The 23,311-nt window shown below is 69.8% G+C and carries 19 protein-coding genes; 12 read left to right on the plus strand and 7 right to left on the minus strand.

Annotation, left to right across the window (positions count from 1 at the left end; genetic code table 11):
* Positions 1-44: 44 nt before the first annotated feature.
* Both lpdA and ACFVR6_RS11510 read right to left on the minus strand, forming a co-directional pair.
* Positions 45-1,415, minus strand: a complete 1,371-nt coding sequence (gene lpdA, locus ACFVR6_RS11505; protein ID WP_386962973.1) for a dihydrolipoyl dehydrogenase — start codon at positions 1,413-1,415, stop codon at positions 45-47.
* A complete protein-coding gene (locus tag ACFVR6_RS11510; RefSeq protein ID WP_386962975.1) occupies positions 1,415-2,887 on the minus strand; it encodes a leucyl aminopeptidase in 1,473 nt (490 codons plus the stop codon). Before ACFVR6_RS11510 ends, lpdA begins: the two co-directional genes overlap by 1 nt.
* A gap of 83 nt (positions 2,888-2,970) precedes the next feature.
* Here ACFVR6_RS11510 and ACFVR6_RS11515 point away from each other — a divergent pair, with 83 nt between their 5' ends.
* The 3 genes from ACFVR6_RS11515 (at position 2,971) to ACFVR6_RS11525 (ending at position 6,164) form a co-directional block, all read left to right on the plus strand.
* Positions 2,971-3,903, plus strand: a complete 933-nt coding sequence (locus tag ACFVR6_RS11515; RefSeq protein WP_386962978.1) for a proteasome assembly chaperone family protein — start codon at positions 2,971-2,973, stop codon at positions 3,901-3,903.
* 204 nt (positions 3,904-4,107) lie between these two features.
* Positions 4,108-5,451, plus strand: a complete 1,344-nt coding sequence (locus tag ACFVR6_RS11520) for an RNA polymerase sigma factor (protein WP_386962981.1) — start codon at positions 4,108-4,110, stop codon at positions 5,449-5,451.
* A 14-nt stretch (positions 5,452-5,465) separates the two neighbouring features.
* The gene (locus tag ACFVR6_RS11525; RefSeq protein WP_386963782.1) at positions 5,466-6,164 is read left to right on the plus strand and encodes a coenzyme F420-0:L-glutamate ligase; all 699 of its coding nucleotides are present in this window, start codon (positions 5,466-5,468) and stop codon (positions 6,162-6,164) included.
* A gap of 195 nt (positions 6,165-6,359) precedes the next feature.
* Here the strand turns inward: ACFVR6_RS11525 and ACFVR6_RS11530 are convergent, their stop codons facing one another.
* Complete coding sequence (locus ACFVR6_RS11530) at positions 6,360-7,340, minus strand: sugar-transfer associated ATP-grasp domain-containing protein (RefSeq protein ID WP_386963784.1); 981 nt, start codon at positions 7,338-7,340, stop codon at positions 6,360-6,362.
* 120 nt (positions 7,341-7,460) lie between these two features.
* Positions 7,461-7,685 (minus strand): DUF7455 domain-containing protein, encoded by a 225-nt coding sequence (locus ACFVR6_RS11535; RefSeq protein ID WP_386962984.1) that lies wholly within the window; start codon positions 7,683-7,685, stop codon positions 7,461-7,463.
* A gap of 191 nt (positions 7,686-7,876) precedes the next feature.
* Between ACFVR6_RS11535 and ACFVR6_RS11540 the strand changes: the two genes are divergently transcribed.
* Together ACFVR6_RS11540 and ACFVR6_RS11545 are read left to right on the plus strand one after the other, a co-directional pair.
* Positions 7,877-9,961, plus strand: coding sequence for a DNA gyrase/topoisomerase IV subunit B (locus ACFVR6_RS11540; protein ID WP_386963786.1), 2,085 nt, complete (start codon positions 7,877-7,879; stop codon positions 9,959-9,961).
* Positions 9,962-10,274: 313 nt separating this feature from the next.
* Positions 10,275-10,574 (plus strand): GIY-YIG nuclease family protein, encoded by a 300-nt coding sequence (locus ACFVR6_RS11545; RefSeq protein WP_386962987.1) that lies wholly within the window; start codon positions 10,275-10,277, stop codon positions 10,572-10,574.
* Between the two features lie 116 nt (positions 10,575-10,690).
* Here ACFVR6_RS11545 and ACFVR6_RS11550 read toward each other — a convergent pair whose 3' ends face one another.
* Positions 10,691-13,168: a DNA gyrase/topoisomerase IV subunit A gene (locus tag ACFVR6_RS11550; RefSeq protein WP_386962989.1), complete on the minus strand. Its 2,478-nt coding sequence runs from the start codon at positions 13,166-13,168 to the stop codon at positions 10,691-10,693.
* Between the two features lie 66 nt (positions 13,169-13,234).
* Here ACFVR6_RS11550 and ACFVR6_RS11555 point away from each other — a divergent pair, with 66 nt between their 5' ends.
* Positions 13,235-14,365, plus strand: coding sequence for an alkaline phosphatase family protein (locus ACFVR6_RS11555; protein ID WP_386962992.1), 1,131 nt, complete (start codon positions 13,235-13,237; stop codon positions 14,363-14,365).
* Here the strand turns inward: ACFVR6_RS11555 and sepH are convergent.
* Positions 14,362-15,414 carry a septation protein SepH gene (gene sepH, locus ACFVR6_RS11560; protein ID WP_386962995.1) on the minus strand — a complete coding sequence of 351 codons (1,053 nt, stop codon included), beginning with the start codon at positions 15,412-15,414 and terminating at the stop codon, positions 14,362-14,364. The two genes, ACFVR6_RS11555 and sepH, sit on opposite strands and share 4 nt — an antisense overlap.
* A gap of 220 nt (positions 15,415-15,634) precedes the next feature.
* On the opposite strand from sepH, the gene ACFVR6_RS11565 reads away from it, so the two are divergent.
* Positions 15,635-15,928: a DUF4193 domain-containing protein gene (locus ACFVR6_RS11565; protein WP_386962998.1), complete on the plus strand. Its 294-nt coding sequence runs from the start codon at positions 15,635-15,637 to the stop codon at positions 15,926-15,928.
* Positions 15,929-15,934: 6 nt separating this feature from the next.
* Here ACFVR6_RS11565 and ACFVR6_RS11570 read toward each other — a convergent pair whose 3' ends face one another.
* Positions 15,935-16,411, minus strand: a complete 477-nt coding sequence (locus ACFVR6_RS11570) for a DUF3093 domain-containing protein (protein ID WP_386963001.1) — start codon at positions 16,409-16,411, stop codon at positions 15,935-15,937.
* A 12-nt stretch (positions 16,412-16,423) separates the two neighbouring features.
* Here ACFVR6_RS11570 and dut point away from each other — a divergent pair, with 12 nt between their 5' ends.
* The 5 genes from dut (at position 16,424) to dxs (ending at position 23,268) form a co-directional block, all read left to right on the plus strand.
* Positions 16,424-16,876, plus strand: a complete 453-nt coding sequence (gene dut, locus ACFVR6_RS11575; RefSeq protein WP_386963004.1) for a dUTP diphosphatase — start codon at positions 16,424-16,426, stop codon at positions 16,874-16,876.
* Positions 16,873-17,472, plus strand: a complete 600-nt coding sequence (locus ACFVR6_RS11580; RefSeq protein ID WP_386963007.1) for a DUF3710 domain-containing protein — start codon at positions 16,873-16,875, stop codon at positions 17,470-17,472. The genes dut and ACFVR6_RS11580 overlap by 4 nt, the downstream gene beginning before the upstream one ends.
* Positions 17,469-18,215 (plus strand): DUF3159 domain-containing protein, encoded by a 747-nt coding sequence (locus ACFVR6_RS11585; protein WP_386963009.1) that lies wholly within the window; start codon positions 17,469-17,471, stop codon positions 18,213-18,215. Before ACFVR6_RS11580 ends, ACFVR6_RS11585 begins: the two co-directional genes overlap by 4 nt.
* An 85-nt stretch (positions 18,216-18,300) precedes the next feature.
* The gene (gene acnA, locus ACFVR6_RS11590; protein WP_386963012.1) at positions 18,301-21,183 is read left to right on the plus strand and encodes an aconitate hydratase AcnA; all 2,883 of its coding nucleotides are present in this window, start codon (positions 18,301-18,303) and stop codon (positions 21,181-21,183) included.
* 108 nt (positions 21,184-21,291) lie between these two features.
* A complete protein-coding gene (gene dxs, locus ACFVR6_RS11595) occupies positions 21,292-23,268 on the plus strand; it encodes a 1-deoxy-D-xylulose-5-phosphate synthase (RefSeq protein WP_386963016.1) in 1,977 nt (658 codons plus the stop codon).
* Positions 23,269-23,311: the final 43 nt, after the last annotated feature.

The raw sequence follows: 23,311 nt of genomic DNA on the forward strand, positions 1-23,311 counted from the left end.
TGGCGAATTCCCATCCAGCTTAGTTGCCCCGGAGGGCGGGGATGTCAGAGCGAGTGAAGCGGCTTGCCTGCGAGGGCGAGGAACGCCTCGCCGAGCGCTTCGCTCTGGGTGGGGTGGGCGTGCACGAATGGGGCGATGTCTTCGGGGTGGGCTTCCCAGCCGACGGCCAGCTGGCCCTCGGTGATGAGCTCTCCGACACGCTCGCCCGCCAGGTGCACGCCGATGATGGGACCGTCCGCGAGGCGGACGACCTTGACGATGCCTGCGGTGCCCAGGATCTCGCTGCGGGCGTTGCCGGCCAGGTTGTATTCGTAGGTCACGACGGCATCGCCGTGGGCGGCGCGCGCGGCAGCCTCACTGAGACCGACGGATGCCACCTCGGGACTGCTGTAGGTCACGCGCGGCACCTGCGTGTCGGGTACGACGGGAGGTGTCAGCCCGGCGATGCGCTCCGCCACGGCGATGCCCTGCTGGAAGCCGCGGTGAGCAAGCTGCAGACCGGGCACGATGTCGCCGACGGCCCACACGCCGGGGGCGGTGGTGCGCAGCTCGGCGTCGACGACGACGAAGCCGCGGTCGAGGGTCACCCCGGCGTCCTCGAGCCCGAGGGACTCGGTGACAGGACCGCGTCCGACTGCCACGAGCAGATAGTCCGCCTCCAGCTGGGTGCCGTCCTCCAGACTGACCGTGACGGCATCCTCGCTCTGTACTGCGCCGGAGAAGCGCACACCGAGTCGCGAGGCGATGCCGCGCTTGCGGAACGCACGCTCCAGCGCCTTGCTGAGGGCGATGTCCTCGGTGGGCACGAGATGATCCAGCGCTTCGACGATCGTCACCTCGGCGCCGAACGAGCGCCAGACGCTGGCGAACTCGACACCGATCACGCCGCCGCCGAGGATCACGACGCTCGCCGGGATCTCGCCGAGCTCCAGCGCCTGCTCGCTCGTGAGGATGCGGCCGCCGATTTCCAGTCCCGGCAGGGTGCGACTGTACGACCCGGTCGCGAGGATCACGTCGCCCCCGCGGTACAGGTCGTCGCCGACCTGCACGGCGCGGTCGGCGGTGAGGCGTCCGGAGCCGGCGACGACCGTGATGCCGCGCGTCGCGATGAGACCTTCCAGGCCCTTGAACTTCTTGGCGACGATCGCCTCGCGGTACGCACGCACCGCGTCGATGTCGACACCGTCGAGCGTCGCACGCACGCCGACCGTGCCGGCGTGGCGAGCGGAATCCGCGACCTCACCGGCGTGCAGCAGCGCCTTGGTCGGCACGCACCCGCGGTGCAGGCACGTCCCGCCGAGCTTGTCCTTCTCGACGAGCACGACGCTCTTGCCGAGCTCAGCCGCCCGCAGCGCGGCGGCATAGCCCCCGCTGCCGCCGCCGAGGATCACGACATCCGCGACGTGCTCGGCCATCAGCGACCCCCCGCGGCGAGGAACTCGATGAGGCTGCGCACCGTCGCCGCCGTCGGGCCCTTGTCGGTCGGCCCGAATCCCGAGCCCTTGTTCCAGCCGGAGCCGGCGATGTCCAGGTGCACCCAGGGGATGCGCGGGGCGTCCGGCTCGTCCGAGACGCGCCCGATGAAGCGCTGCAGGAAGAGCCCGGCGTACATCGTGCCGCCGGCGGGATCGCCGATCTTCGAGTTCTGCATGTCGGCGATGGGGGAGTCCAGCTCCTCTTCCATGTGCGCCGGCAACGGCAGCGGCCAAGCCTGCTCGCCCGCACGATCGGCGGCATCGAGGAAAGCCTGCACGGCGGCATCCTCACCCATGACGCCGGTGTGCCGGGTGCCGAGGGCGACGATGACGGCGCCCGTGAGCGTCGCGACGTCGACGATCACGTCGGGCCGCTCACGGCTCGCCGCGACCAGGCCGTCGGCCATGACCAGACGACCTTCGGCGTCGGTGTTGAGCACCTCGACGGTGGTCCCGTCGAGCATGCGCAGCACGTCGCCCGGGCGGGTCGCCTGACCCGACGGCATGTTGTCGGCGATGCAGAGCCATGCCGAGACGCGCACCGGCAGCGCCAGCGCCGCCGCGGCACGCACGACCGCCAGCACGACGGCAGCGCCGCACATGTCGTATTTCATCCCGACCATGCTGGTCGCGGGCTTGAGCGAGAGCCCTCCGCTGTCGAAGGTGATGCCCTTGCCGACGAGCGCGACGTGGCGCTCGGCGCCGGCCGGCACGTAATCCAGTCGCACCACGCGCGGCGGGCGGGCCGATCCCTGCCCGACACCCAGGATGCCGCCGTACCCCTGCTCCGCCAGCTGCTGCTCGTCGAGCACCGTAACGGTGACGGGGAGTTCGGCGACGGATGCCACCGCGCTCTGGGCCAGGTCTGCGGGCGACTGCCACTCGGCCGGGGTGTTGACGAGGTCCTTCACGAGCGCGGCGGCCTCGCCGATGGCGGTGACCGCGGCGAGGTCGGCGTCGGTCACCTCCGCGTCGGTGTGCACGACGACGCGCGCCGCGCGAGCCTTGCCCTGCTCGCTCTTGTACCCGTCGAAGCGGTAGCCGCCCAGTACCGCGCCCTCCGCGGCAGCACGCCACGATCCGGGTGCGGCCAGGGGAGCTGCGACGGCGAGCGTGGCGAAGCCGGTGGCGGTGCGCACCACGGCGCCGATGGCGTCGCGTACCGCCGCGGCATCCGCGTCGGCGCCGGTGCCGACGACGATCAGCGGCACGGGGGAGAGGTCGGGGAGGAAGAGCCTCTGCTGGGTACCCGCAGCGCCGGTGAAGGCGAGGGCGGTCAGCGCGGATTCGAGGCCCGGCCACGCGTCCAGCGCGCCGGCTGCGGCATCCAGCGGCGGCAGAGCGAGGACGAGGGCATCTGCCTCGGCGTCGGTGAGCGGAAGGGGACTGTGCGCGAGCTCGGGGAACGGCATTCCCCCATCCTAGGTTCGCTGTGTTCGCTGTCAGCGGGAGGCGCGACGGCCGAGGGGTGTGACAGCACTCGTAAAGTTGGTGCATGCCCTTCGCCGGACCCCTCTACGAGCGCATCGCGTCGGCACCTCCCGTGCCCGCCGGGTTGCCCCTGGTCATCGCCCTGACCGGCTTCACCGATGCCGGCGGCGCGGTCGCGCAGGTGATCGACCACCTCCGCGCCGACCTCGAGCCTGCGCCGGTCATCTCCTTCTCCAACGACGCGCTGCTGGACTACCGTGCGCGCCGTCCGATCGTCACTTTCCAGGGGGACCACCTCACCGACTACCGGCCCCAGCGGCTGGAACTCTCCCTCGCCCATGACGCCGTCGGACAGCCGTTCGTGCTGCTGTCGGGGTACGAGCCCGATTTCGCCTGGGACGCGTTCTCCGAGACGGTGCTGGGGCTCGCGGAGGGACTCAACGTCTCGACCGTGACGTGGGTGCACGCCATCCCGATGCCCGTCCCGCACACGCGACCCCTCGGCACCACCGTCAGCGGCACCCGCAGCGACCTCACCGAAGCGCACTCCGTGTGGCAGCCGCACACGCAAGTGCCGGCGACGATCGGACATCTGCTGGAGTACCGCTTCGCCCAGTCCGGTGCACGCGTGTCGGGATTCGTGCTGCTCGTGCCCCACTATCTCGCCGACACCGAGTACCCCGCCGCCGCGCTGGCGGCCCTGGACAGCCTCACCGTCGCCACGGGTCTCGTCTTCGACGGCGACGAGTTGCGCGAGGAGAACCGCGAGTTCGTCGAGAAGGTCACCGAGCAGGTCGCCGCGAGCGACGAGCTCAGCCGCATGCTGCAGGGCCTCGAGGAGCGGTACGACTCGTACATGGCCGGCTCCAACCTCGGCCAGCCCATCATCCACACCGGGGATCTGCCGAGCGCCGACGAACTGGCGGCCGAACTCGAGCGGTTCCTGGCCAGCCGCCCGCGCGGCGAAGACGACAAACGCGGCGGCGGACTCGGCTGATCTGCGGGAATTTCGTGGTTGCGCTCGGCGTTGATCATGCGGTAGGCACCCGGTGCAGGTGCACGCAGAACGTATGAGAGAATGAAGAACCTGACCCGTTGTCGACCGGTCGTGGCTCCACCCGCGGAGATACGACGGACTTGACAAGGGTCTTACTAGTGTCCGAGAACCAACCGGCGATTGTCCGCCGGTGAAAGGCGAACCGTGACGTCAGGCACGAAGACCACCACGCGATCCCGCGCGACCGCTGCAACCGCAGCCGCCGAGACCGAGGCTGAATCCGACGAGACGACGACGTCTCCGGCGAAGAAGGCCCCCGCCAAGCGAGCCGCCGCCAAGAAGCCGGCAGCGAAGGCGCCCGCCAAGAAGTCGACCAAGGCCAAGGCCGCGGATGACGAGGTCGAAGAAGAAGAACTCGAAGAGGTCGACCTCGAAGCCGATGTGGCCGACGATGACGACGACAAGAAGCCCTCGCGCACCAAGGCGAAGGCCGGCGACGACGCGGCATCCGACGACGACGACGACGAAGACGAGAAGAAGCCGGCCTTCAGCGAGCCGCTTCCGACCGGCGCGATCGTCATCTCCTCCAGCGACGAGGACGACGTCCCCGTCTACTCGACGCAGATCACCGGCGCGACCGCCGACCCCGTCAAGGACTACCTGAAGCAGATCGGCAAGGTGCCGCTGCTGAACGCGGCCGAAGAGGTCGAGCTGGCGATGCGCATCGAGGCGGGTCTGTTCGCCGAGGAGAAGCTCTCGCACATGTCGGCGGCCGAGAAGTCGTCGCAGCTGGGCCTGGACCTGCAGTGGGTCGCCCGCGACGGCCAGCGCGCCAAGAGCCACCTCCTCGGCGCGAACCTGCGTCTGGTCGTCTCGCTCGCCAAGCGCTACACCGGCCGCGGCATGCAGTTCCTGGATCTCATCCAGGAGGGCAACCTCGGTCTCATTCGCGCCGTCGAGAAGTTCGACTACACCAAGGGCTTCAAGTTCTCCACGTACGCCACGTGGTGGATCCGCCAGGCCATCACCCGGGCCATGGCCGACCAGGCCCGCACCATCCGCATCCCGGTGCACATGGTCGAGGTCATCAACAAGCTCGCCCGCGTGCAGCGCCAGATGCTGCAGGACCTGGGCCGCGAGCCCACGCCCGAGGAGCTCAGCCGCGAACTCGACATGACCCCCGAGAAGGTCATCGAGGTGCAGAAGTACGGCCGCGAGCCGATCTCGCTGCACACCCCGCTCGGCGAGGACGGCGACAGCGAGTTCGGTGACCTGATCGAGGACACCGAGGCTGTCGTCCCGGCCGACGCCGTGGGCTTCACCATGCTGCAGCGTCAGCTCGAGTCGCTGCTGGACTCGCTCTCCGAGCGCGAGGCGGGCGTGATCCGCATGCGCTTCGGTCTCGGCGACGGCCAGCCCAAGACCCTCGACCAGATCGGCGACACGTTCGGGGTCACCCGCGAGCGCATCCGTCAGATCGAGTCGAAGACGATGGCGAAGCTGCGGCATCCGTCGCGTTCGCAGTCGCTGCGGGACTACCTCGAGTGATGGGCGACACACCCATGTCGGCCGTGCCCAACGACGGCAAGGCCCTCACCGTCACGGTGGACGGCACCACGTTCGAGCGCATTCCGATCCGCACGCGCGTCGTGCTCCCCGGCGACGACCTCGACGCGTTCATCCGTGAGTACGCGACCGACGTCGTGCGCCCCGGCGACCTGCTGTTCGTGACCGAGAAGATCGTCGCGATCACGCAGGGCCGGTCCTACCCGATCGACTCGGTGAAGCCGCGCAAGCTCGCGACGTTCCTGTCGAAGTACGTCACCAAGACGTCCTACGGCATCGGCCTCGGCATGCCCGAGACGATGGAGATGGCCCTACGCGAGTGCGGCACGCCCCGCATCCTCTTCGCCGCCGGCGTCGCCGCCGTCACCAAGGCGTTCGGGCGCAAGGGCGACTTCTACCGCATCGCCGGCGACAAGGCACGCGCGATCGACGGGCCGACCAGCGGCACCATCCCGCCGTTCAACAAGGCCGTCGTGCTGGGACCGGAGCGCCCCCGTGAGGTCGCCGCGCACCTGAAGGACATGCTCGGCGGCACCGCCGACGTCGCAGTCGTCGACATCAACGACATCGGCGGCAACATCCTGGGCTCGACCATGGACAAGGCCGGCGAGGCGCGCCTCGTGCGCATCCTCCGCGACAACCCGTTGGGTCAGGGACACCAGTCCACCCCGCTCGGCATCGTCCGCGCGGTCTGACACCCGCTGTACGAAACGCCCCGGAACCGCGTGTTCCGGGGCGTTTCGCGTCGCTGCCGTCGGTCCACCCCCTGAGAAACCACATCCCGGATGACACACCACGCAATGCGCTGTGTGTCAGCCCGGAAGTGGTTTCTCGGCGGAGTGGGTGGATGCCGCGGGCGGCGGTTGCCGGCGGGTGGGCGTCGGGGCGGGCTAGAAGCCCATCGCGGCGCGATAGCGCGGCAGGTGCCCGTGGCGGATGCCGGTGGCGGTGGGCTTGTTCTCGAACACGCCGGCGCCCCAGTTGCCCTCGACCAGCACGGGGCCCTCGGGCCCCACGACGATGTCCCAGCCGACGTAGCGCACCTGCGGCACGACCAGGGCGACCTCGGTGATGAGCTCGCGCACCTGATCCATCAGCGGCAGCTGGAAATCGGCGATGCGGTATCCCGTCTCCGGGTGGGTCTCGAACAGGTGCCCGTGGATGTCGTAGCCCTTGCCGAGCGCGTGGCCGTCCTCGTCGAGCACGGTGTAGAAGCCGCCGAACGTTCCCTGGTCGCTCACCTCACCGCGTCCGAACTTCTGGGCCATGTTGATGATCGCCACGGTTCCGTCGTCCTTGACGAACGTGGTCACGCGCGTCGTGTTCACGGTGCCGGGGCAGGTGGCCGCGACGTCGGGGTGCTGCTCGATCTTCTCCTCGATGAGCACCTCGCCCCGCGACATGAGGTCGGCGTGGAACGCCTCCCAGTCCGTCACGTCCGACGCGAAGTAGCGCCGCACGCCCAGACCCGACTTGCTGACGGGGACCTTCGCGATGAGCACGGGATGCCGCGTGGCGAAGTCCTCGAGGGCCGCCGCGTTGCCGGGGACCAGCTCCAGCCACTCGCGCCCCAGGAAGCGGTCGAAGTCGCGGTTGAATTCGATCTTGTGGTGGAAGCGGTGGACGTATGCCGGATCGTCGTAGCGGTTGGACAGCTCCAGCGCGAGGGGGCTCGTGACCCACGTCGCGCGCTCGGCGCGCGTGAGGATCGCGAAGTCGAACTCCAGGTAGTCGTTGAATCCCACGCGATGCCGGGCAGCGGACCACAGCATGTCGGCGAGCACCACGGGGTAGCTCTTGCCGTGTACCCGGGCGGTGAACCGGGCCCGGTCGGTCACCGACGACACGTCGATGCGGCGGGCGCGCTGCATCAGCACGCGGAGACGATGTTGGAGCGCGAGGCCACGCGAGGCCATGGATGTCCTCCCCGGACGAAAAAAGGTGCCCCGCCAGTTTAGGCGGGGCACCGAGTGCGGCCTCTCGGCCGAAGGTCAGAGGGACTCGATCAGACGTGCCGTCTCGTCGTGCCAGCTGGTGGCGACCGCACGCAGCTTCTCTTCGTACTTACGTCCATGGTGGGCGCAGAACAGCAGCTCGCTGCCGTTGACCTCGGCGGCGATGTACGCCTGCGCACCGCAGGAATCGCACCGGTCGGCCGCGGTCAGGCGGTAGTCGAGGACGGCGGTCTGGTCGGTCGGGGTCGATGTCATGGTCATCTCGGTGCCTCCTCGGATGTCTCGCGCTCGTTCCAGGTTCATGACATACAACCACGGGGATGTTGCGGGAATGCCGCGATCCGGTCACATTTCGCTCACCGCGTACGGCCGGCCTCTGCTCGGGCGTGTCGTTCTGGTCACCGGACGTGTGTCGGCGACCGGGGAGTCGGCGGCCCCGGATACGCTTGAGGATTGTGACGTCCGAGTATTCTGCCCACCATCTCCAGGTTCTGGAGGGCCTCGAGGCCGTCCGCAAGCGTCCCGGGATGTACATCGGCTCGACCGATTCGCGTGGGCTCATGCACTGCCTGTGGGAGATCATCGACAACTCCGTCGACGAGGCGCTCGGCGGGCACGGCGACCGCATCGACATCCTCCTCCACAGCGACGGCAGCGTCGAGGTGCGCGACCGCGCCCGCGGCATCCCCGTCGACATCGAGCCGCGCACGGGGCTCTCCGGCGTCGAGGTCGTCTTCACCAAGCTCCACGCCGGCGGCAAGTTCGGCGGCGGCTCGTACGCCGCCTCCGGTGGGCTCCACGGCGTCGGCGCCTCCGTCGTCAACGCCCTGTCCGAGCGCCTCGACGTCGAGGTCGACCGCGGCGGCAAGACGTGGGCGATGTCCTTCCACCGCGGCGAGCCGGGCGTGTTCGCAGGTCCCAGGCCCGACGCGCCCTTCACCCCGTTCGAGCGCGCAAGCGAACTGCGCGTGGTCGGCAAGGCGGCCAAGGGCGTCACCGGCACGCGCATCCGCTACTGGGCGGACCGGCAGGTGTTCACGAAGGATGCTGCCTTCGTCCTCGACGAGCTCGTCCAGCGCGCCCGCCAGACGGCGTTCCTCGTGCCCGGGCTCGAGATCGTCATCCGCGATGAGCGCGGTGCCGCCCGCGGGGAGGAGCCGATCGAGACGAGCTATCGCTTCGACGGCGGCATCTCGGAGTTCGCCGACTTCCTCGCCCCCGACGCCGCCATCACCGATACGTGGCGCCTCACCGGCACCGGCACCTTCACCGAGACCGTCCCCGTGCTCCAGGCCAACGGGGCGATGGTGCCCACTGAGATCGAGCGCGAATGCGCCGTGGACATCGCGCTGCGCTGGGGCACCGGCTACGAGACGGTGACCCGCTCGTACGCGAACATCATCGCCACCCCCAAGGGCGGCACGCACCAGCAGGGCTTCGAGCAAGGGCTCATGAAGGTGCTGCGCGCCCAGGTCGATCAGAACGCCCGCCGCCTCAAGGTCGGCAACGACAAGATCGAGAAGGACGACATCCTCGCCGGGCTCACGACGGTGCTCACGGTGCGCCTGCCCGAGCCGCAGTTCGAGGGGCAGACGAAGGAAGTGCTCGGCACGCCCGCGGTGCGCCAGATCGTCGCGAACGTCGTGCAGCGGGAGCTGAACGCCCGGTTCACCTCCACCAAGCGCGACGACAAGTCGCAGACGGCGCTGCTGCTGGACAAGGTCGTCTCCGAGATGAAGGCGCGCATCTCGGCGCGCACGCACAAGGAGACCCAGCGCCGCAAGAACGCACTGGAATCCTCATCGCTGCCCGCCAAGCTCGCCGACTGCCGCACCAACGACGTGTCGCAGTCGGAGCTGTTCATCGTCGAGGGCGACTCGGCGCTCGGCACCGCCAAGCACGCCCGCAACAGCGAGTACCAGGCGCTGCTGCCCATCCGCGGCAAGATCCTCAACGTGCAGAAGGCGTCGATGAGCGACATGCTCTCCAACGCCGAGTGCGCCGCGATCATCCAGGTGATCGGCGCCGGCTCCGGCCGCTCGTTCGATCTGTCCGCCGCCCGCTACGGCAAGATCATCCTGATGAGCGACGCCGACGTCGACGGCGCCCACATCCGCACCCTGCTGCTGACGCTGTTCTTCCGCTACATGCGCCCGCTCATCGAAGAGGGCCACGTGTACGCCGCTGTCCCGCCGCTGCACCGCGTGATCGTCATGAATCCGGGATCCAAGCCCAACGAGACGATCTACACGTACAGCGAGGCGGAGCTCCACGCGCTGCTGTCCAAGCTCACGAAGGCCGGCAAGCGCTGGCAGGAGCCGGTGCAGCGGTACAAGGGTCTCGGCGAGATGGATGCCGATCAGCTGGCGACGACGACGATGGACCGGGCAGGGCGCACCCTGCGTCGCGTGCGCCTGCAGGACGCCGATGCCGCCAACGCGATGTTCGAGCTGCTGATGGGCAGCGACGTCGCACCGCGACGCGAGTTCATCGTGGAATCCAGCGACCGGCTCGGTCGCGACCGCATCGACGCCTGACCCGCTCCCGCACCGCGTTTCGTCTCGGTCGCTGCGCTCTCTCGCTCAACGACCGACGCCCACCCCCGGTCGTTGAGCGAGCGAAGCGAGACGAAACGCCGCGCCCCCGGTCGTTGAGCGAGCGAAGCGAGACGAAACGCGGCGCCCCCGGTCGTTGAGCGAGCGAAGCGAGACGAAACGCCGCGCCCCCGGTCGTTGAGCGAGCGCAGCGAGACGAAACGCCGCGCGACGATCGCGCGGCGGCCGGGCCCGCCGTTGCGCGCGCTGTGGAGAGCCGACGCGGGCAGACGCCGTATCCGCATACGGTCGCGTCATGGCGCACGTCTACATGCTCGAGTGCGCAGACGGCACGTTGTACGTCGGCAGCACGATCGATCTCGAGCGGCGCCTGGCGCAACACCGCGCCGGTGAAGGCGCAACCTACACTCGGCGGCGGCTACCGGTCACTCTTCGCTGGTGCGAAGAATTCGACAGGATAGAGGACGCCTTCCGCTGGGAGAAGCGACTCCAGGGCTGGAGCCATGCCAAGAAGCTTGCATTCGTCGCGGGTGGCATCGACGCCGTGCGCGGCTGGAGCGCGCGCGAACAGGCCCAGCGTCGAGCCGAGAGCTAGACAGACCGACGCGTCGCGCGTTTCGTCTCGCTTCGCTCGCTCAACGACCGGGGGTACCGGGGCGCGTTTCGTCTCGCTTCGCTCGCTCAACGACCGGGGGCGGGGGGGAGGGGCGGTCAGGCGACGACGGTGCCGACGGCGCCGATGACCGCGTCCAGCGGCTGACCCGACGCGTCGCGCTTGGCGCCGGCATCCGGGAGCGTGCGCACAGCGCCGTCGGGCCCGACCGCACGGGGTTCGACACCGACCCAGGCGAGGGACAGCGTGTCCTCGCCCTTCAGGAAGCGCTGGGCCCGCACACCGCCGGTCGCCCGTCCCTTGGCCGGGTACTCCGCCAGCGCCGACACCTTGCCGCTGCCGGCGTCGGCACCCGCGAGGGTCTGCGAGGTGTCCGCGATCGTGACGACGACCGCCTGATCCTCGGTGCCCGCCGACACGACGCCGAAGAAGATGGCGTGCTGACCGTCGGCGAGGCGGATGCCGGCCATGCCGCCGGCCGACCGACCCTGCGGGCGCACCGCGGTCGCGTCGAAGCGCAGCAGCTGGGCGTCGGAGGTCACGAACACCAGCTCGGCGTCATCGGGTGCCACTGCGGCGCCGACGACGCGGTCACCGGCTTTGAGCGAGATGATCTCGACGTCGTGCTTGTTGGCGATCTCGCTGGCCGCGACGCGCTTGACCACGCCCTGTGCCGTGCCGATCGCGATCGGCGGGTTCTCCGCCAGCGGAACCAGCGCCACGACGTGTTCGCCGCTGCCGAGACCCAGGTACTGGTCGGCGCGGGTGCCTGCGGCCGGCTGCACCGAGTTTCCGGGCACCGAGGGCAGGTCGACGGGGGAGAAGCGCACGAGGCGGCCGGTGCTCGTGACGGCGCCGATGTCGCCGCGCGTCGTGGTGTCGACGGCGGAGCGGATGGCGTCGTGCTTGCTGCGGCGCGCGGGCGGCACGATGCCGGTGCCGGCATCCTCGCCCGCCTCGCCCGCCGGGCGCAGCTCGGCGCGCACCATGCGGCCCGTGGCCGAGAGGAACACGCGGCACGGGGCATCGGCGATCTGCAGGTCGGCGGGGGCCGCCGCGCGGGAGCGCGTCGCCACGGGTCCGCCGTTGAGGAGCAGGGTACGCCGGGGCGTGCCGAAGGTCTCGGCCGCGGCATCCAGTTCGCGCGCCACCTGCGCGCGCAGCAGCACCTCGCTGCCCAGCAGCTCCTGCAGCTCGGCGATCTCGGCCTTCAGCTGGTCGCGCTCGGACTCGAGCTCGACACGGGAGAACTTCGTCAGTCGCCGCAGACGCAGCTCGAGGATGTACTCGGCCTGCGCCTGGGAGAGATCGAAGACGTCCATGAGGCGGGCGCGGGCTTGCTCGCCGTCGTCGGAGGTGCGGATGACCTGGATGACCTCGTCGATGTCGAGGATCGCGATGAGGAGACCCTCGACGAGGTGCAGGCGGTCCTGGCGACGCGCGAGGCGGAACCGGCTGCGGCGGGTGACGACCTGGATGCGGTGCTGCAGGTAGACCTGCAGCAGCTGCTTGAGCCCCAGGGTCTGCGGCTGTCCCTCGACGAGGGCGACGTTGTTGATGCCGAAGGAGTCCTCCAACGGCGTGAGCCGGTAGAGCTGCTCGAGCACCGCCTGGGGGTCGAAGCCGGTCTTGATGCCGATGACCAGGCGCAGTCCGTTGTTGCGGTCGGTGAAATCGGCGACGTCGGCGATGCCGGCGAGCTTCTTCGCCGTCACGGCGTCCTTGATCTTCTCGATCACCCGTTCCGGACCGACCATGTAGGGCAGCTCGGTGACGACGAGACCCATGCGGCGCGGACCGAGCGACTCGATCGACACCTTCGCCCGGGTGCGGAACGTGCCGCGGCCGCTGGCGTAGGCATCCTTCACACCGTCGAGCCCGACGATCACGCCGCCGCCGGGGAGGTCGGGACCCGGGACGAACTCCATGAGTTCCTCGAGCGTGGCCTCGGGGTTGTCGAGCAGATGGACGGCGGCGGCGACGACCTCGATGAGGTTGTGCGGGGCCATGTTGGTGGCCATGCCGACCGCGATGCCGGTGGTGCCGTTGACGAGGAGGTTGGGGAAGGCGGCCGCCAGCACCTCGGGCTGCTGGAACTGCCCGTCGTAGTTGGGGATGAAGTCGACGACGTCCTCGTCGAGGTTCTCCGTCAGAGCCAGCGCCGACGGCGCGAGCCGGGCTTCGGTGTAGCGGGCGGCGGCGGGCCCGTCGTCGAGGGAGCCGAAGTTTCCGTGCCCGTCGACCAGCGGCACCCGCAGCGCGAACGGCTGTGCGAGACGCACGAGCGCGTCGTAGATCGCCGAATCGCCGTGCGGGTGCAGCTTTCCCATCACCTCGCCGACGACGCGGGCGCTCTTGACGTGACCACGATCGGGCCGCAGGCCCATCTCCGCCATCTGGTACAGGATGCGCCGCTGCACGGGCTTGAGGCCGTCACGTGCGTCGGGCAGGGCCCGCGAGTAGATGACCGAGTACGCGTATTCGAGGAACGATCCCTGCATCTCGGTCGAAACGTCGACGTCTTCGATGCGCTCGGTGAGCGCGGCGGGAGAAGGGTCCTTGCGCGATGCTGCCATGGAAGTGGTTGCGTCCTCGGGTGACGGGAAAGGAGGCCGTCCGCCCCGTGTGGGAGACTGGCCGCGATGTATCTCAGCGTACCCGCGGACCCGACCTCTGCCCGGAGCCTCACCGGTGTCGTGCCGCACCTGCTGGCCTCACTGGCCGGCGCAGACGACTGGCTCCCGCCTGCCCAGAGCGCGATCGCGTTCGTGATCGACGGTCTCGGCCGCTCGAACCTCACCACCCGCGCCGGCCACGGCCGCTTCCTCGCGGCGGCGATGGGCAAGCGCGACATCGCGCACACGGTCTTCCCGAGCACCACCGCGGCCGCCCTCACGAGCCTGCTGACCGGAGTGGACCCGGGCAGCCACGGCATCGTCGGCTACCGCGTGCGCATCCCCGGCACCGACGAGGCCCCCAACCAGCTCAAGGGCTGGGAGACGCACGGCCTGGACCCGTACACGTGGCAGCGCGCACAGCCGCTGCTCGAGCGCGAGCACGACGCCGGGCGCCCCTGCTTCGTGGTGACCAAGTCCGACTACGCCGACACCGGGCTCACCACCGCCATCCTGCGCGGGGGAGAGTTCATCGCCGCCGACGACCTCGATGAGCGCGTGGAGCGCGCGGCCGAGGTGGCGGCGCGCCATCCCGGCTCCCTCACCTACCTGTACACACCCGAGCTCGACTCGCTCGGCCACCGCTACGGGTGGGAGTCCGACGAGTGGGCCGCAGGACTCGAACGGGTGGATGCCGCGGCGCGGCGGCTCGCACAGCGCGTGTCGCCGCGCACCGGCGTCGTCGTCACCGCCGACCACGGCATGGTCGACGTGCCGCGCCACCGACACATGCTGCTCGGCCACGGTGACGGACTGACCGAGGGCGTCCGCGTCATCGGCGGCGAGCCGCGCATGCTGCACCTGTACGCGGAGGACGGCGAGGCACCGGCCGTGCTGTCCGCCTGGCGCGCCGCCGAGGGCGAGCGCTCATGGGTGCTCTCGCGCGACGAGGCGGTCGCGGCGGGCCTGTTCGGCCGGACCGCCGCCGAGGTGCTGCCGCGCATCGGCGACGTGATCGTGGCGGCGCGAGCCGGCATCGCGTACTACGACGACCGACTGACCGACAAGGGACCGCAGAAGATGGTCGGACAGCACGGTTCGCTCACGTCGGAGGAGCGCATCGTGCCGCTCATCCGACTGGGGGCGTACGCGGCTTAGGATTCCTCGCTGCGGGCACCGAAGACGATCTCATCCCACGAGGGCATCGACGGCCGCGAACCCTTGCGGCGGCCGGCGGCGTCGGAGTTCTGCGCCTCGTGCGACGACGGCGTGGTCTCCTCGGCGGGACGCTGCTCGGTGCGCGCCGCGTCGTAGGTCGGCTCGGCGGCGTCGAACAGGGCGATCGGCGAGGGCGACGACGACGACGCGGTCGCCGGGGTGCCGGGGAGCGGTTCACGCTGGCCGCGCCGGCGACGCAGGGCCTCGAGCAGATCGGCCGTCTCCGAAGAGGTGACCGGCGCGTCGGGCGCGCGCTTGATGGCGGCCGACTGCACGGCGGAGGAGCGCGGTGCGCGCACCTCGGGCACCTCGATGTCGGCTTCGGGCTCCTGCGGACGTCGCGGGCCGAAGGCTCCACTGTCGAAGCGGGACTCGTCTTTGCCGACCGGGTGGTCCAGTGCCCGCAGCCGCGGGATGAGGCCGTCGGGGAGCGACCCCTGACGCGAGAGCTGCGTGGCGTCGCTGTTCTGAGGCGCCAACGTGCTGCGGCGCGGGTCGAAGGTCCAGCGGGCGTCGTGGTCGACCTCGTTCGCGGTGAACTCGAGCTTGACGATCCAGCCGTTCTGCTCTCGCCAGCTGGTCCAGCGCTCGGCGACGGCGCCGGCCTCGGCGAGCTTGGCCCGCACGGCCGCACCGAACGTCGGCTGCGCGTCGGGCTCGAGTTCGCTGCCGACGAGCACCGGCACCGACAGCGCCTGACCGACGATGTGCTCGCGCTCGGCGAGCACGGGGCCCTCGTAGCGCTGCACGTCCTCCAGACGCGCACCGAGGAGTTCGGCCACCTCCGCTGCGGACATGCCGGAGCGGATCTGAGCCTGGATCTCCCGAGGGCTCGCCTTGGGTGCGCGGCGTTCGCCGTCGCGGTCGCGGCGTGCCTTGCGCAGTTCTGCGCGCAGCACGTCGTCGACGGGAAGGGCGAACCGCTCGCCCGTCTCGGTTGCGAGGACGATCGTGCCGTCTTCGGTGCCGATCACCTTGAGCTGTTCCATACGAAACACCCCTCCGAATCTGCCGTGTGGGCCCATGGTGTCACAGCGCACGCGTTCCGCCCGGAATAACCAGGGCGCGCCGCGAGTTTCACGCGATGGCGATCGGGACAGAGCCTGGAGAGCACCTGAGAGCATTTGCGAAAAGGCATCTCGTCATGCAAACTATGGCCGCCCGATCGGGCGAACAAGCACGCTGAACTGGAAGAAGAGACGTTCGAGAATGGCCACCGATTACGACGCACCGCGCAAGACCGAGGATGACAGCGAGTCGATTGAAGCGCTCAAGGAGCGTGTGCCCGACAAGCTCTCGGGCGCAGTCGACGTTGAGGATGCCGACAACCCGTCCGGCTTCGAACTTCCCGGCGCCGACCTCTCCGACCTCGAGCTCGATGTCGTTGTGCTTCCCCCGCAGGAGGACGAGTTCACCTGCGCGAACTGCTTCCTCGTGAAGCACCGCTCCCAGATCGACCACGAGACGCCCGCGGGCGCCGTGTGCCTGGAGTGCTCCGCGTAAGCAGCCTCAGTCGCCCGGCCGTGCAGCGCGGATCGCCGCGCTGAGACGGTCGGGCGTGCGGGTGGAGATCAGCCACGACGGCGCCGGATCGCGAGGGTCCTCGACCGGCACCCGGACGATCGGGTCCACCCCGGCGCGCAGCAGCAGCCACGACCGCGGGTCCAGCTGCGGGCCCCGCGCCTGACGGGCTTCCTCACCCGTGAACGACTCCGGCTCACCGAGGTAGCGCACCTCGATCTTCGCGCGGCCCGCGCGCAGCCAGCCGTCGCGCACCTCGATGACGGGGGAGAGCGCGATGAGCAGGGCGACCACCCCGATACCGACGACCGCACCCACCACCAGGGCGAGGGTGGGGGCGATGGGGGTCAGCACGAGCGCGGCCATCGGGCCGACGACCGCGGCGCTGACCAGCACCCAGAGCGAGGGACTGAGCCGCTCGCGGTACGCGTATGCCGGGCGCATGCCGGCCGCTGTCTTCTGCATTAGCCTCTTGGGGTGACCGAAACCGTGGACGTTCCCATTGTTGCATCCGAGGTTCCGGCCTACGCCCACCCGGGCGACGCGGGGGCGGACCTCGTCTCCGCCGAAGCGCTGCGCCTGGCCCCCGGCCAGCGTGCGCTCGTGGGCACCGGCGTGCGCATCGCGCTCCCTGACGGTTACGCCGCGTTCGTCGTGCCCCGCAGCGGCCTCGCCGCCAAGCACGGCATCACCATCGTCAATGCGCCCGGCACCGTCGATGCCGGGTACCGCGGGGAGATCAAGGTCGCCCTGCTCAACACCGACGCCACCGAGCCGTACGACATCGCCGTCGGAGATCGCATCGCGCAGCTGATCGTCATGCCCGTGCCACGCGTGCGATTCCTGCCGGTGCAGGAACTGCCCGACAGCGTGCGCGGCGAAGGCGGATTCGGCTCGACCGGCTACCAGAAGACAGGAACGGACGCATGACCGACCAGACGCCGCAGGAACTGCCGCCGCGCAAGGCCGCACCCGAAGACCGTGCCGCGAGCGGCCCGTTCGACGAGTCCGAGGCCAACCCGGTGCGCCCCTACATCGACCTCGGGGGCATCAAGGTGCTGCCCCGCGAAGGATTGAACCTGCGACTCGAGGTCGAGGAGCAGACCAAGCGCATCGTCGCGGTGGGACTGGACTACGCCGAATCGACGCTGCAGGTGCAGCCCTTCGCCGCTCCCCGCTCGACGGGACTGTGGGACGAGACCCGCGAGCAGATCCGCCAGCAGATCCGCCAGCAGGGCGGACGCGTCGAGGAGCGCGAAGGACCACTGGGTCCGGAGCTTCTCGCCGAGGTCCCCGTGGCCGGCGCCGACGGCGCGACCGGCAAGCGGCTCGCCCGGTTCGTCGGCGTCGACGGCCCGCGTTGGTTCCTCCGCGGCGTGATCGGCGGTGCGGCGACCTCCGACACCGATGCCGCCGCCCGCGTCGAAGACCTCTTCCGCTCGCTCGTGGTCGTGCGTGGCGGAACGCCCATGCCGCCGCGGGATCTCATCCCGCTGAAGATGCCGGCCACGCCGGGCAGCGCGTGAGCACGCCGACAGACGACCCCCGCAACACCCCGCCCGAGCCGCAGCCGCGCGCGAGCGACATCCTCGGACAGGCGCTCAGCGGTGCTGCCCGGCGCGCGGGGCTCGACCCGAACGAAGAGCGCTCCACCGGCCACGTCGTGTGGCATGCGATGGGCGGGTGGCGCGGCGTGGCCGAGTCGGTGCTGCCCGGGCTCGTCTTCGTCGTCACCTACACCCTCACGATCGACCCGGACACGGGGGAGGCGAACCTGCCGCTGAGTCTCGGGCTGTCGGTCGGGCTCGCGCTGGCGTTCACGCTGCTCCGACTGCTGCAGCGCACGCCGCCCTCCGCCGCGATCGGCGGGCTCATCGCGACCGCCGCCGCCGCAGCGCTGGCGCTGTGGACCGGCCGCGGCGAAGACAACTTCATCCCCGGCTTCATCACGAACGCCGCGTACGGCACGGCGCTGCTGGTGTCGGCCCTCATCGGCTGGTCGCTCATCGGCCTCGCCGCCGGCTACCTCATGGGCGAGGGCACCGCATGGCGCCGTGACCGACGCAAGCGCCGCGTGTTCTTCTGGCTCGCCCTGGCGTGGGCCGCGCTGTTCTATGCGCGTCTCGCCGTGCAGCTTCCGCTGTACTTCGCCGGCGATGTGGCCACGCTGGGCACGCTGAAGCTGGTGATGGGCCTGCCCCTGTTCGCGCCCCTCATCGCGGTCACATGGCTCGCCGCGCGCGCTCTCTACATCCGCAAGCCGCAGTGATACATTTATCTTGACATCAAGATAAATTTCCTCCCCGGACGGGTTAGGTGCGCCTCACTAGCCGCCCTCCGTCAAGCCGGGGATGATGGAGAGCGGGCGGCTGCATTCCCACCCGCCGCCGACGAAGGAGCCACACGTGTCCAGTGTTGACAGCTTCGGTGCCAAGAGCACCCTGACGGTCGGCAGCACCGACTACGAGATCTTCCGCATCGAGACGGTCCCCGGGTACGAGAAGCTGCCGTTCAGCCTCAAGGTGCTGCTGGAGAACCTGCTGCGCACCGAAGACGGTGCGAACGTCACGAAGGCGCAGATCCAGGCCCTCGGCTCGTGGGATCCCGACGCGCAGCCCGACACCGAGATCCAGTTCACGCCCGCGCGCGTGGTGATGCAGGACTTCACCGGCGTCCCCTGCATCGTGGACCTCGCCACCATGCGCGAGGCCGTGACCGCACTGGGCGGCGACCCGAGCAAGATCAACCCGCTGTCGCCTGCCGAGATGGTCATCGACCACTCCGTCATCGCCGACCTGTTCGGCACGCCCAACGCCCTCGAGCGCAACGTCGAGATCGAGTACGAGCGCAACGGCGAGCGTTACCAGTTCCTGCGCTGGGGCCAGACGGCATTCAACGACTTCAAGGTCGTCCCGCCCGGCACCGGCATCGTGCACCAGGTCAACATCGAGCACCTGGCGAAGGTCATCTACGACCGCAACGTCGACGGCGTGCTGCGGGCCTACCCCGACACCTGCGTCGGCACCGACTCGCACACCACGATGGTCAACGGCCTGGGCGTGCTCGGCTGGGGCGTCGGCGGCATCGAAGCCGAGGCGGCCATGCTCGGCCAGCCCGTGTCGATGCTCATCCCGCGCGTGGTGGGCTTCAAGCTCACCGGCGAGATCCCCGCCGGCGTCACCGCCACCGACGTCGTCCTCACGATCACCGACATGCTGCGCAAGCACGGTGTCGTCGGCAAGTTCGTGGAGTTCTACGGCGCGGGCGTGGCCTCCGTGCCGCTGGCGAACCGCGCGACGATCGGCAACATGAGCCCCGAGTTCGGCTCCACTGCGGCGATGTTCCCCATCGACGACGTGACGCTGGACTACCTGCGCCTGACCGGTCGCGACGAGCAGAACGTGGCACTGGTCGAGGCGTACGCCAAGGCGCAGTCGCTGTGGCACGATGCCGACACGGAGCCCGCGTTCAGCGAGTACATGGAGCTGGACCTGTCCACTGTCGTCCCCTCCATCGCCGGCCCGAAGCGTCCGCAGGACCGCATCCTGCTGTCGGAGGCGAAGTCGCAGTTCGAGAAGGACATCGTCAGCTACGCGACCCCCAGCACCAGCGACGACATCGTCGACCTCGAGTCGAAGCACTCCTTCCCGGCATCCGACCCCGGTCAGACGCCCGGCCAGGAGGAGCCGACCACCCGCGAGGTGCACATCAACAGCGGCAACCGCGAGTGGTCCAAGCCGGTCGAGGTGACGACGCCCGAAGGTGAGAGCTACGCGCTGGACAACGGTGCCGTCACCCTGGCCGCGATCACCTCCTGCACCAACACGTCCAACCCCTCGGTCATGATCGCCGCCGGTCTGCTGGCGCAGAAGGCCGTCGAGAAGGGCCTGAAGCGCAAGCCGTGGGTCAAGACCACGCTCGGCCCGGGCTCCAAGGTCGTCACCGACTATTACGAGAAGTCTGGTCTGGACAAGGCGCTCGAAGCGGTCGGGTTCTACACCGTCGGCTACGGCTGCACCATCTGCATCGGCAACTCGGGACCCCTGATCGACGAGGTCTCCGCCGCGGTCAACGACCACGACCTGGCCGTCACCGCGGTGCTCTCGGGCAACCGCAACTTCGAGGGCCGCATCAGCCCCGACGTCAAGATGAACTACCTCGCCTCGCCGCCGCTGGTCGTGGCCTACGCGCTGGCCGGCTCGATGAACTTCGACTTCGAGACCGACCCGCTCGGCACCGACACCGAGGGCAACGACGTGTTCCTCAAGGACATCTGGCCCGACCCGGTCGAGGTGCAGCAGGTCATCGACACCTCGATCTCGCGTGAGCAGTTCATCAAGCAGTACGCCACCGTGTTCGACGGCGACGAGCGCTGGAAGAACCTGCCCACCCCCACCGGCCCGATCTTCGAATGGGACGAGCAGTCCACCTACGTGCGCAAGGCGCCGTACTTCGAGGGCATGTCGATGGAACTGACGCCCGTCACCGACATCACCGGCGCGCGCGTCATGGCGACGCTCGGCGACTCGGTCACGACCGACCACATCAGCCCCGCCGGAAACATCAAGCCGGGCACGCCCGCTGCGCAGTACCTCACCGAGCACGGCATCGAGCGCAAGGACTTCAACTCCTACGGCTCGCGTCGCGGAAACCACGAGGTGATGATCCGCGGCACCTTCGCGAACATCCGCCTGAAGAACCAGCTCGTCAGCGCGGTCAACGACGGCAAGGTGGTCGAGGGTGGCTATACCCGTGACTTCACCCAGCCCGGCGGCCCGCAGTCGTACATCTACGACGCGTGCATGAACTACCAGGAGCAGGGCACCCCGCTGGTGGTGTTCGGCGGCAAGGAGTACGGCTCCGGCTCGTCGCGCGACTGGGCGGCCAAGGGCACGAGCCTGCTGGGCGTGAAGGCGGTCATCACCGAGAGCTTCGAGCGCATCCACCGCTCGAACCTCATCGGCATGGGCGTCGTCCCGCTGCAGTTCCCGGCCGGTCAGAGCTGGTCCTCGCTCGGCCTCGACGGCACCGAGATCGTCTCGATCACGGGCCTCGAGCAGCTGAACGAGGGCATCACGCCCAAGACCGTGCGCGTGACCGCCGAGCCCAGCGAGTTCTCGCCCGAGGGCAAGCAGACCGTGGAGTTCGACGCGATCGTGCGCATCGACACCCCCGGCGAGGCGGACTACTACCGCAACGGCGGCATCCTGCAGTACGTGCTGCGCAGCCTCGTCTGACGCACCTGTGAACAGGCCCGGAGTCGATGACTCCGGGCCTGTTCGCGTCCGGCGCAGAAGTGGCGCGGGTAGACTTCAGAACCCGTGTGGCCCCCCGAAAGGAGACGCATGTCCCTTCTCTCCTCGGTCTCTGGACCGCGTGACCTCGACCGACTGACGGTCGACGAGCTCGACACGCTTGCGGGGGAGATCCGCGAGTTCCTCGTGGAGAACGTCGCCCGTACCGGCGGACACCTCGGCCCGAACCTCGGCGTGGTCGAGCTCACGATCGCCATCCACCGGGTGTTCCACTCGCCGGAAGACCCGATCGTCTTCGACACCGGCCACCAGTCGTACGTGCACAAACTGCTCACCGGTCGCCAGGACTTCTCGCAGCTGCGCTCGCGCGGCGGTCTGGCCGGCTACCCGCAGCGCAGCGAAAGCCCGCACGACGTCGTCGAGTCCTCGCACGCCTCCAGCTCGCTCAGCTGGGCCGACGGCATCTCCCGCGCCCTCACCCGCACCGGTCGCACCGACCGTCACGTCGTGGCCGTCGTCGGGGACGGCGCGCTCACCGGCGGCATGACGTGGGAGGCGCTCAACAACATCAGCGACGACAACGACCGCAACCTCGTGATCGTCGTCAACGACAACGGCCGCTCCTACGCCCCCACGATCGGCGGCATGGCGCGCTATCTCAACCGCGTGCGCACCGCCGACACCTACCGCACCCTGCACCAGGGCTCGGCGACCCTCTCGCGACGCCTGGGTCCGGCCGCGCGCGCCGTGTACCGGGGCGTCCGCGGCGGCACCCACGGGTTCCTCTCGCGTTTCGTCAACAACGTGGCGCTGTACTCGAACCTGGACATCAAGTACCTCGGCCCCGTCGACGGCCACGACATGACGGCACTGCTGGAGACCCTCGAGCAGGCGAAGTCCTACGGCGCTCCGGTGATCGTGCACGCCATCACCGAGAAGGGCCGCGGCTACGCCCCCGCCCTCAGCGACGAGGCCGACCAGTTCCATGCCGTGGGCAAGATCGACCCGATCACCGGCGAAGCCGTCGGCGGCGCCGGCGCCACCGCCTGGACCGACGTCTTCTCCGAAGAGCTGGTCGCTGCGGGGGAGCAGCGCGAGGACATCATCGCGATGACCGCCGCGATGCTGCGCCCCACGGGGCTCCTGCCCTTCGCACAGCGTTTCCCCGACCGCGTCTACGACGTCGGCATCGCCGAGCAGCACGCCGTGGCATCCGCCGCCGGCCTCGCGTACGGGGGACTGCACCCGGTCGTGGCGCTGTACGCCACCTTCATGAACCGGGCGTTCGACCAGGTGCTGATGGACGTCGCCCTCCACAAGGCCGGCGTCACGTTCGTGCTCGACCGCGCCGGCGTCACCGGGCCCGACGGGCCGAGCCACCACGGGGTGTGGGACCTCGCGATGCTGCAGCTCGTGCCGCACATCCGCATCGCCGTGCCGCGTGACGCGGAGCGGCTGCGGGAGGAGTTCCGCGAGGCGCTCACCGTCGATGACGCTCCCACCGTCGTGCGCTTCCCCAAGGGTGCCGTCGGCGCCGACCTGCCCGCGATCGAGCGACTCCGCGACGGCGTCGACGTGCTCGCCCGCAGCGATGCCGAAGACGTGCTGCTGGTGGGCATCGGTCCCATGGCGCACCTCGCGATGGAGGTCGCTGAGCGCCTGCGCGCGCAGGGCATCGGGGCGACCGTCGTCGACCCGCGCTGGGTGATTCCGGTGCAGCCGTCGATCGTCGAACTCGCCGCCGCGCACCGTCTCGTGATCACGCTGGAAGACGGCATCCGTGTCGGCGGCATCGGCACACGCGTGCGTCAAGTGCTGCGTGAAGCCGGGGTCGACACGGCCGTGGACGAACTGGGCCTGCCCGACGAGTTCATCGACCACGCCTCGCGCGAGCAGATCCTCGCCGACGCGGGGCTCACCGCCTCCAAGATCGCCCACGATGTCGTTGCGCAGGTGCTCGGCACCCGCATCCCCGTCGCACGGCCGGCGACCGACACCGGCGCGCTGTGGGTCACGCAGGTCACCAGCCCCGAGCGGGCCTCCCAGACCGGCGACGGCCAGAGCTGACCGCGCGCCGAGCGCGGCGCCTCGGCGTGCGCTCCGCGCGTGA

The organism is Microbacterium sp. NPDC058021, assembly GCF_042885955.1.
In the GTDB taxonomy this organism is placed as follows: Bacteria; Actinomycetota; Actinomycetes; order Actinomycetales; family Microbacteriaceae; genus Microbacterium.

Bases quoted from the DNA above. Each gene is read 5' to 3' on its own strand.
- lpdA (WP_386962973.1), bottom strand. From the start codon at position 1,415: ATGGCCGAGCACGTCGCGGATGTCGTGATCCTCGGCGGCGGCAGCGGG.
- ACFVR6_RS11510 (WP_386962975.1), bottom strand. From the start codon at position 2,887: ATGCCGTTCCCCGAGCTCGCGCACAGTCCCCTTCCGCTCACCGACGCC.
- ACFVR6_RS11515 (WP_386962978.1), top strand. From the start codon at position 2,971: ATGCCCTTCGCCGGACCCCTCTACGAGCGCATCGCGTCGGCACCTCCC.
- ACFVR6_RS11525 (WP_386963782.1), top strand. From the start codon at position 5,466: ATGTCGGCCGTGCCCAACGACGGCAAGGCCCTCACCGTCACGGTGGAC.
- ACFVR6_RS11530 (WP_386963784.1), bottom strand. From the start codon at position 7,340: ATGCAGCGCGCCCGCCGCATCGACGTGTCGTCGGTGACCGACCGGGCC.
- ACFVR6_RS11535 (WP_386962984.1), bottom strand. From the start codon at position 7,685: ATGACCATGACATCGACCCCGACCGACCAGACCGCCGTCCTCGACTAC.
- ACFVR6_RS11545 (WP_386962987.1), top strand. From the start codon at position 10,275: ATGGCGCACGTCTACATGCTCGAGTGCGCAGACGGCACGTTGTACGTC.
- ACFVR6_RS11550 (WP_386962989.1), bottom strand. From the start codon at position 13,168: ATGGCAGCATCGCGCAAGGACCCTTCTCCCGCCGCGCTCACCGAGCGC.
- ACFVR6_RS11555 (WP_386962992.1), top strand. From the start codon at position 13,235: ATGTATCTCAGCGTACCCGCGGACCCGACCTCTGCCCGGAGCCTCACC.
- sepH (WP_386962995.1), bottom strand. From the start codon at position 15,414: ATGGAACAGCTCAAGGTGATCGGCACCGAAGACGGCACGATCGTCCTC.
- ACFVR6_RS11565 (WP_386962998.1), top strand. From the start codon at position 15,635: ATGGCCACCGATTACGACGCACCGCGCAAGACCGAGGATGACAGCGAG.
- ACFVR6_RS11570 (WP_386963001.1), bottom strand. From the start codon at position 16,411: ATGCAGAAGACAGCGGCCGGCATGCGCCCGGCATACGCGTACCGCGAG.
- ACFVR6_RS11580 (WP_386963007.1), top strand. From the start codon at position 16,873: ATGACCGACCAGACGCCGCAGGAACTGCCGCCGCGCAAGGCCGCACCC.
- acnA (WP_386963012.1), top strand. From the start codon at position 18,301: ATGGAGAGCGGGCGGCTGCATTCCCACCCGCCGCCGACGAAGGAGCCA.
- dxs (WP_386963016.1), top strand. From the start codon at position 21,292: ATGTCCCTTCTCTCCTCGGTCTCTGGACCGCGTGACCTCGACCGACTG.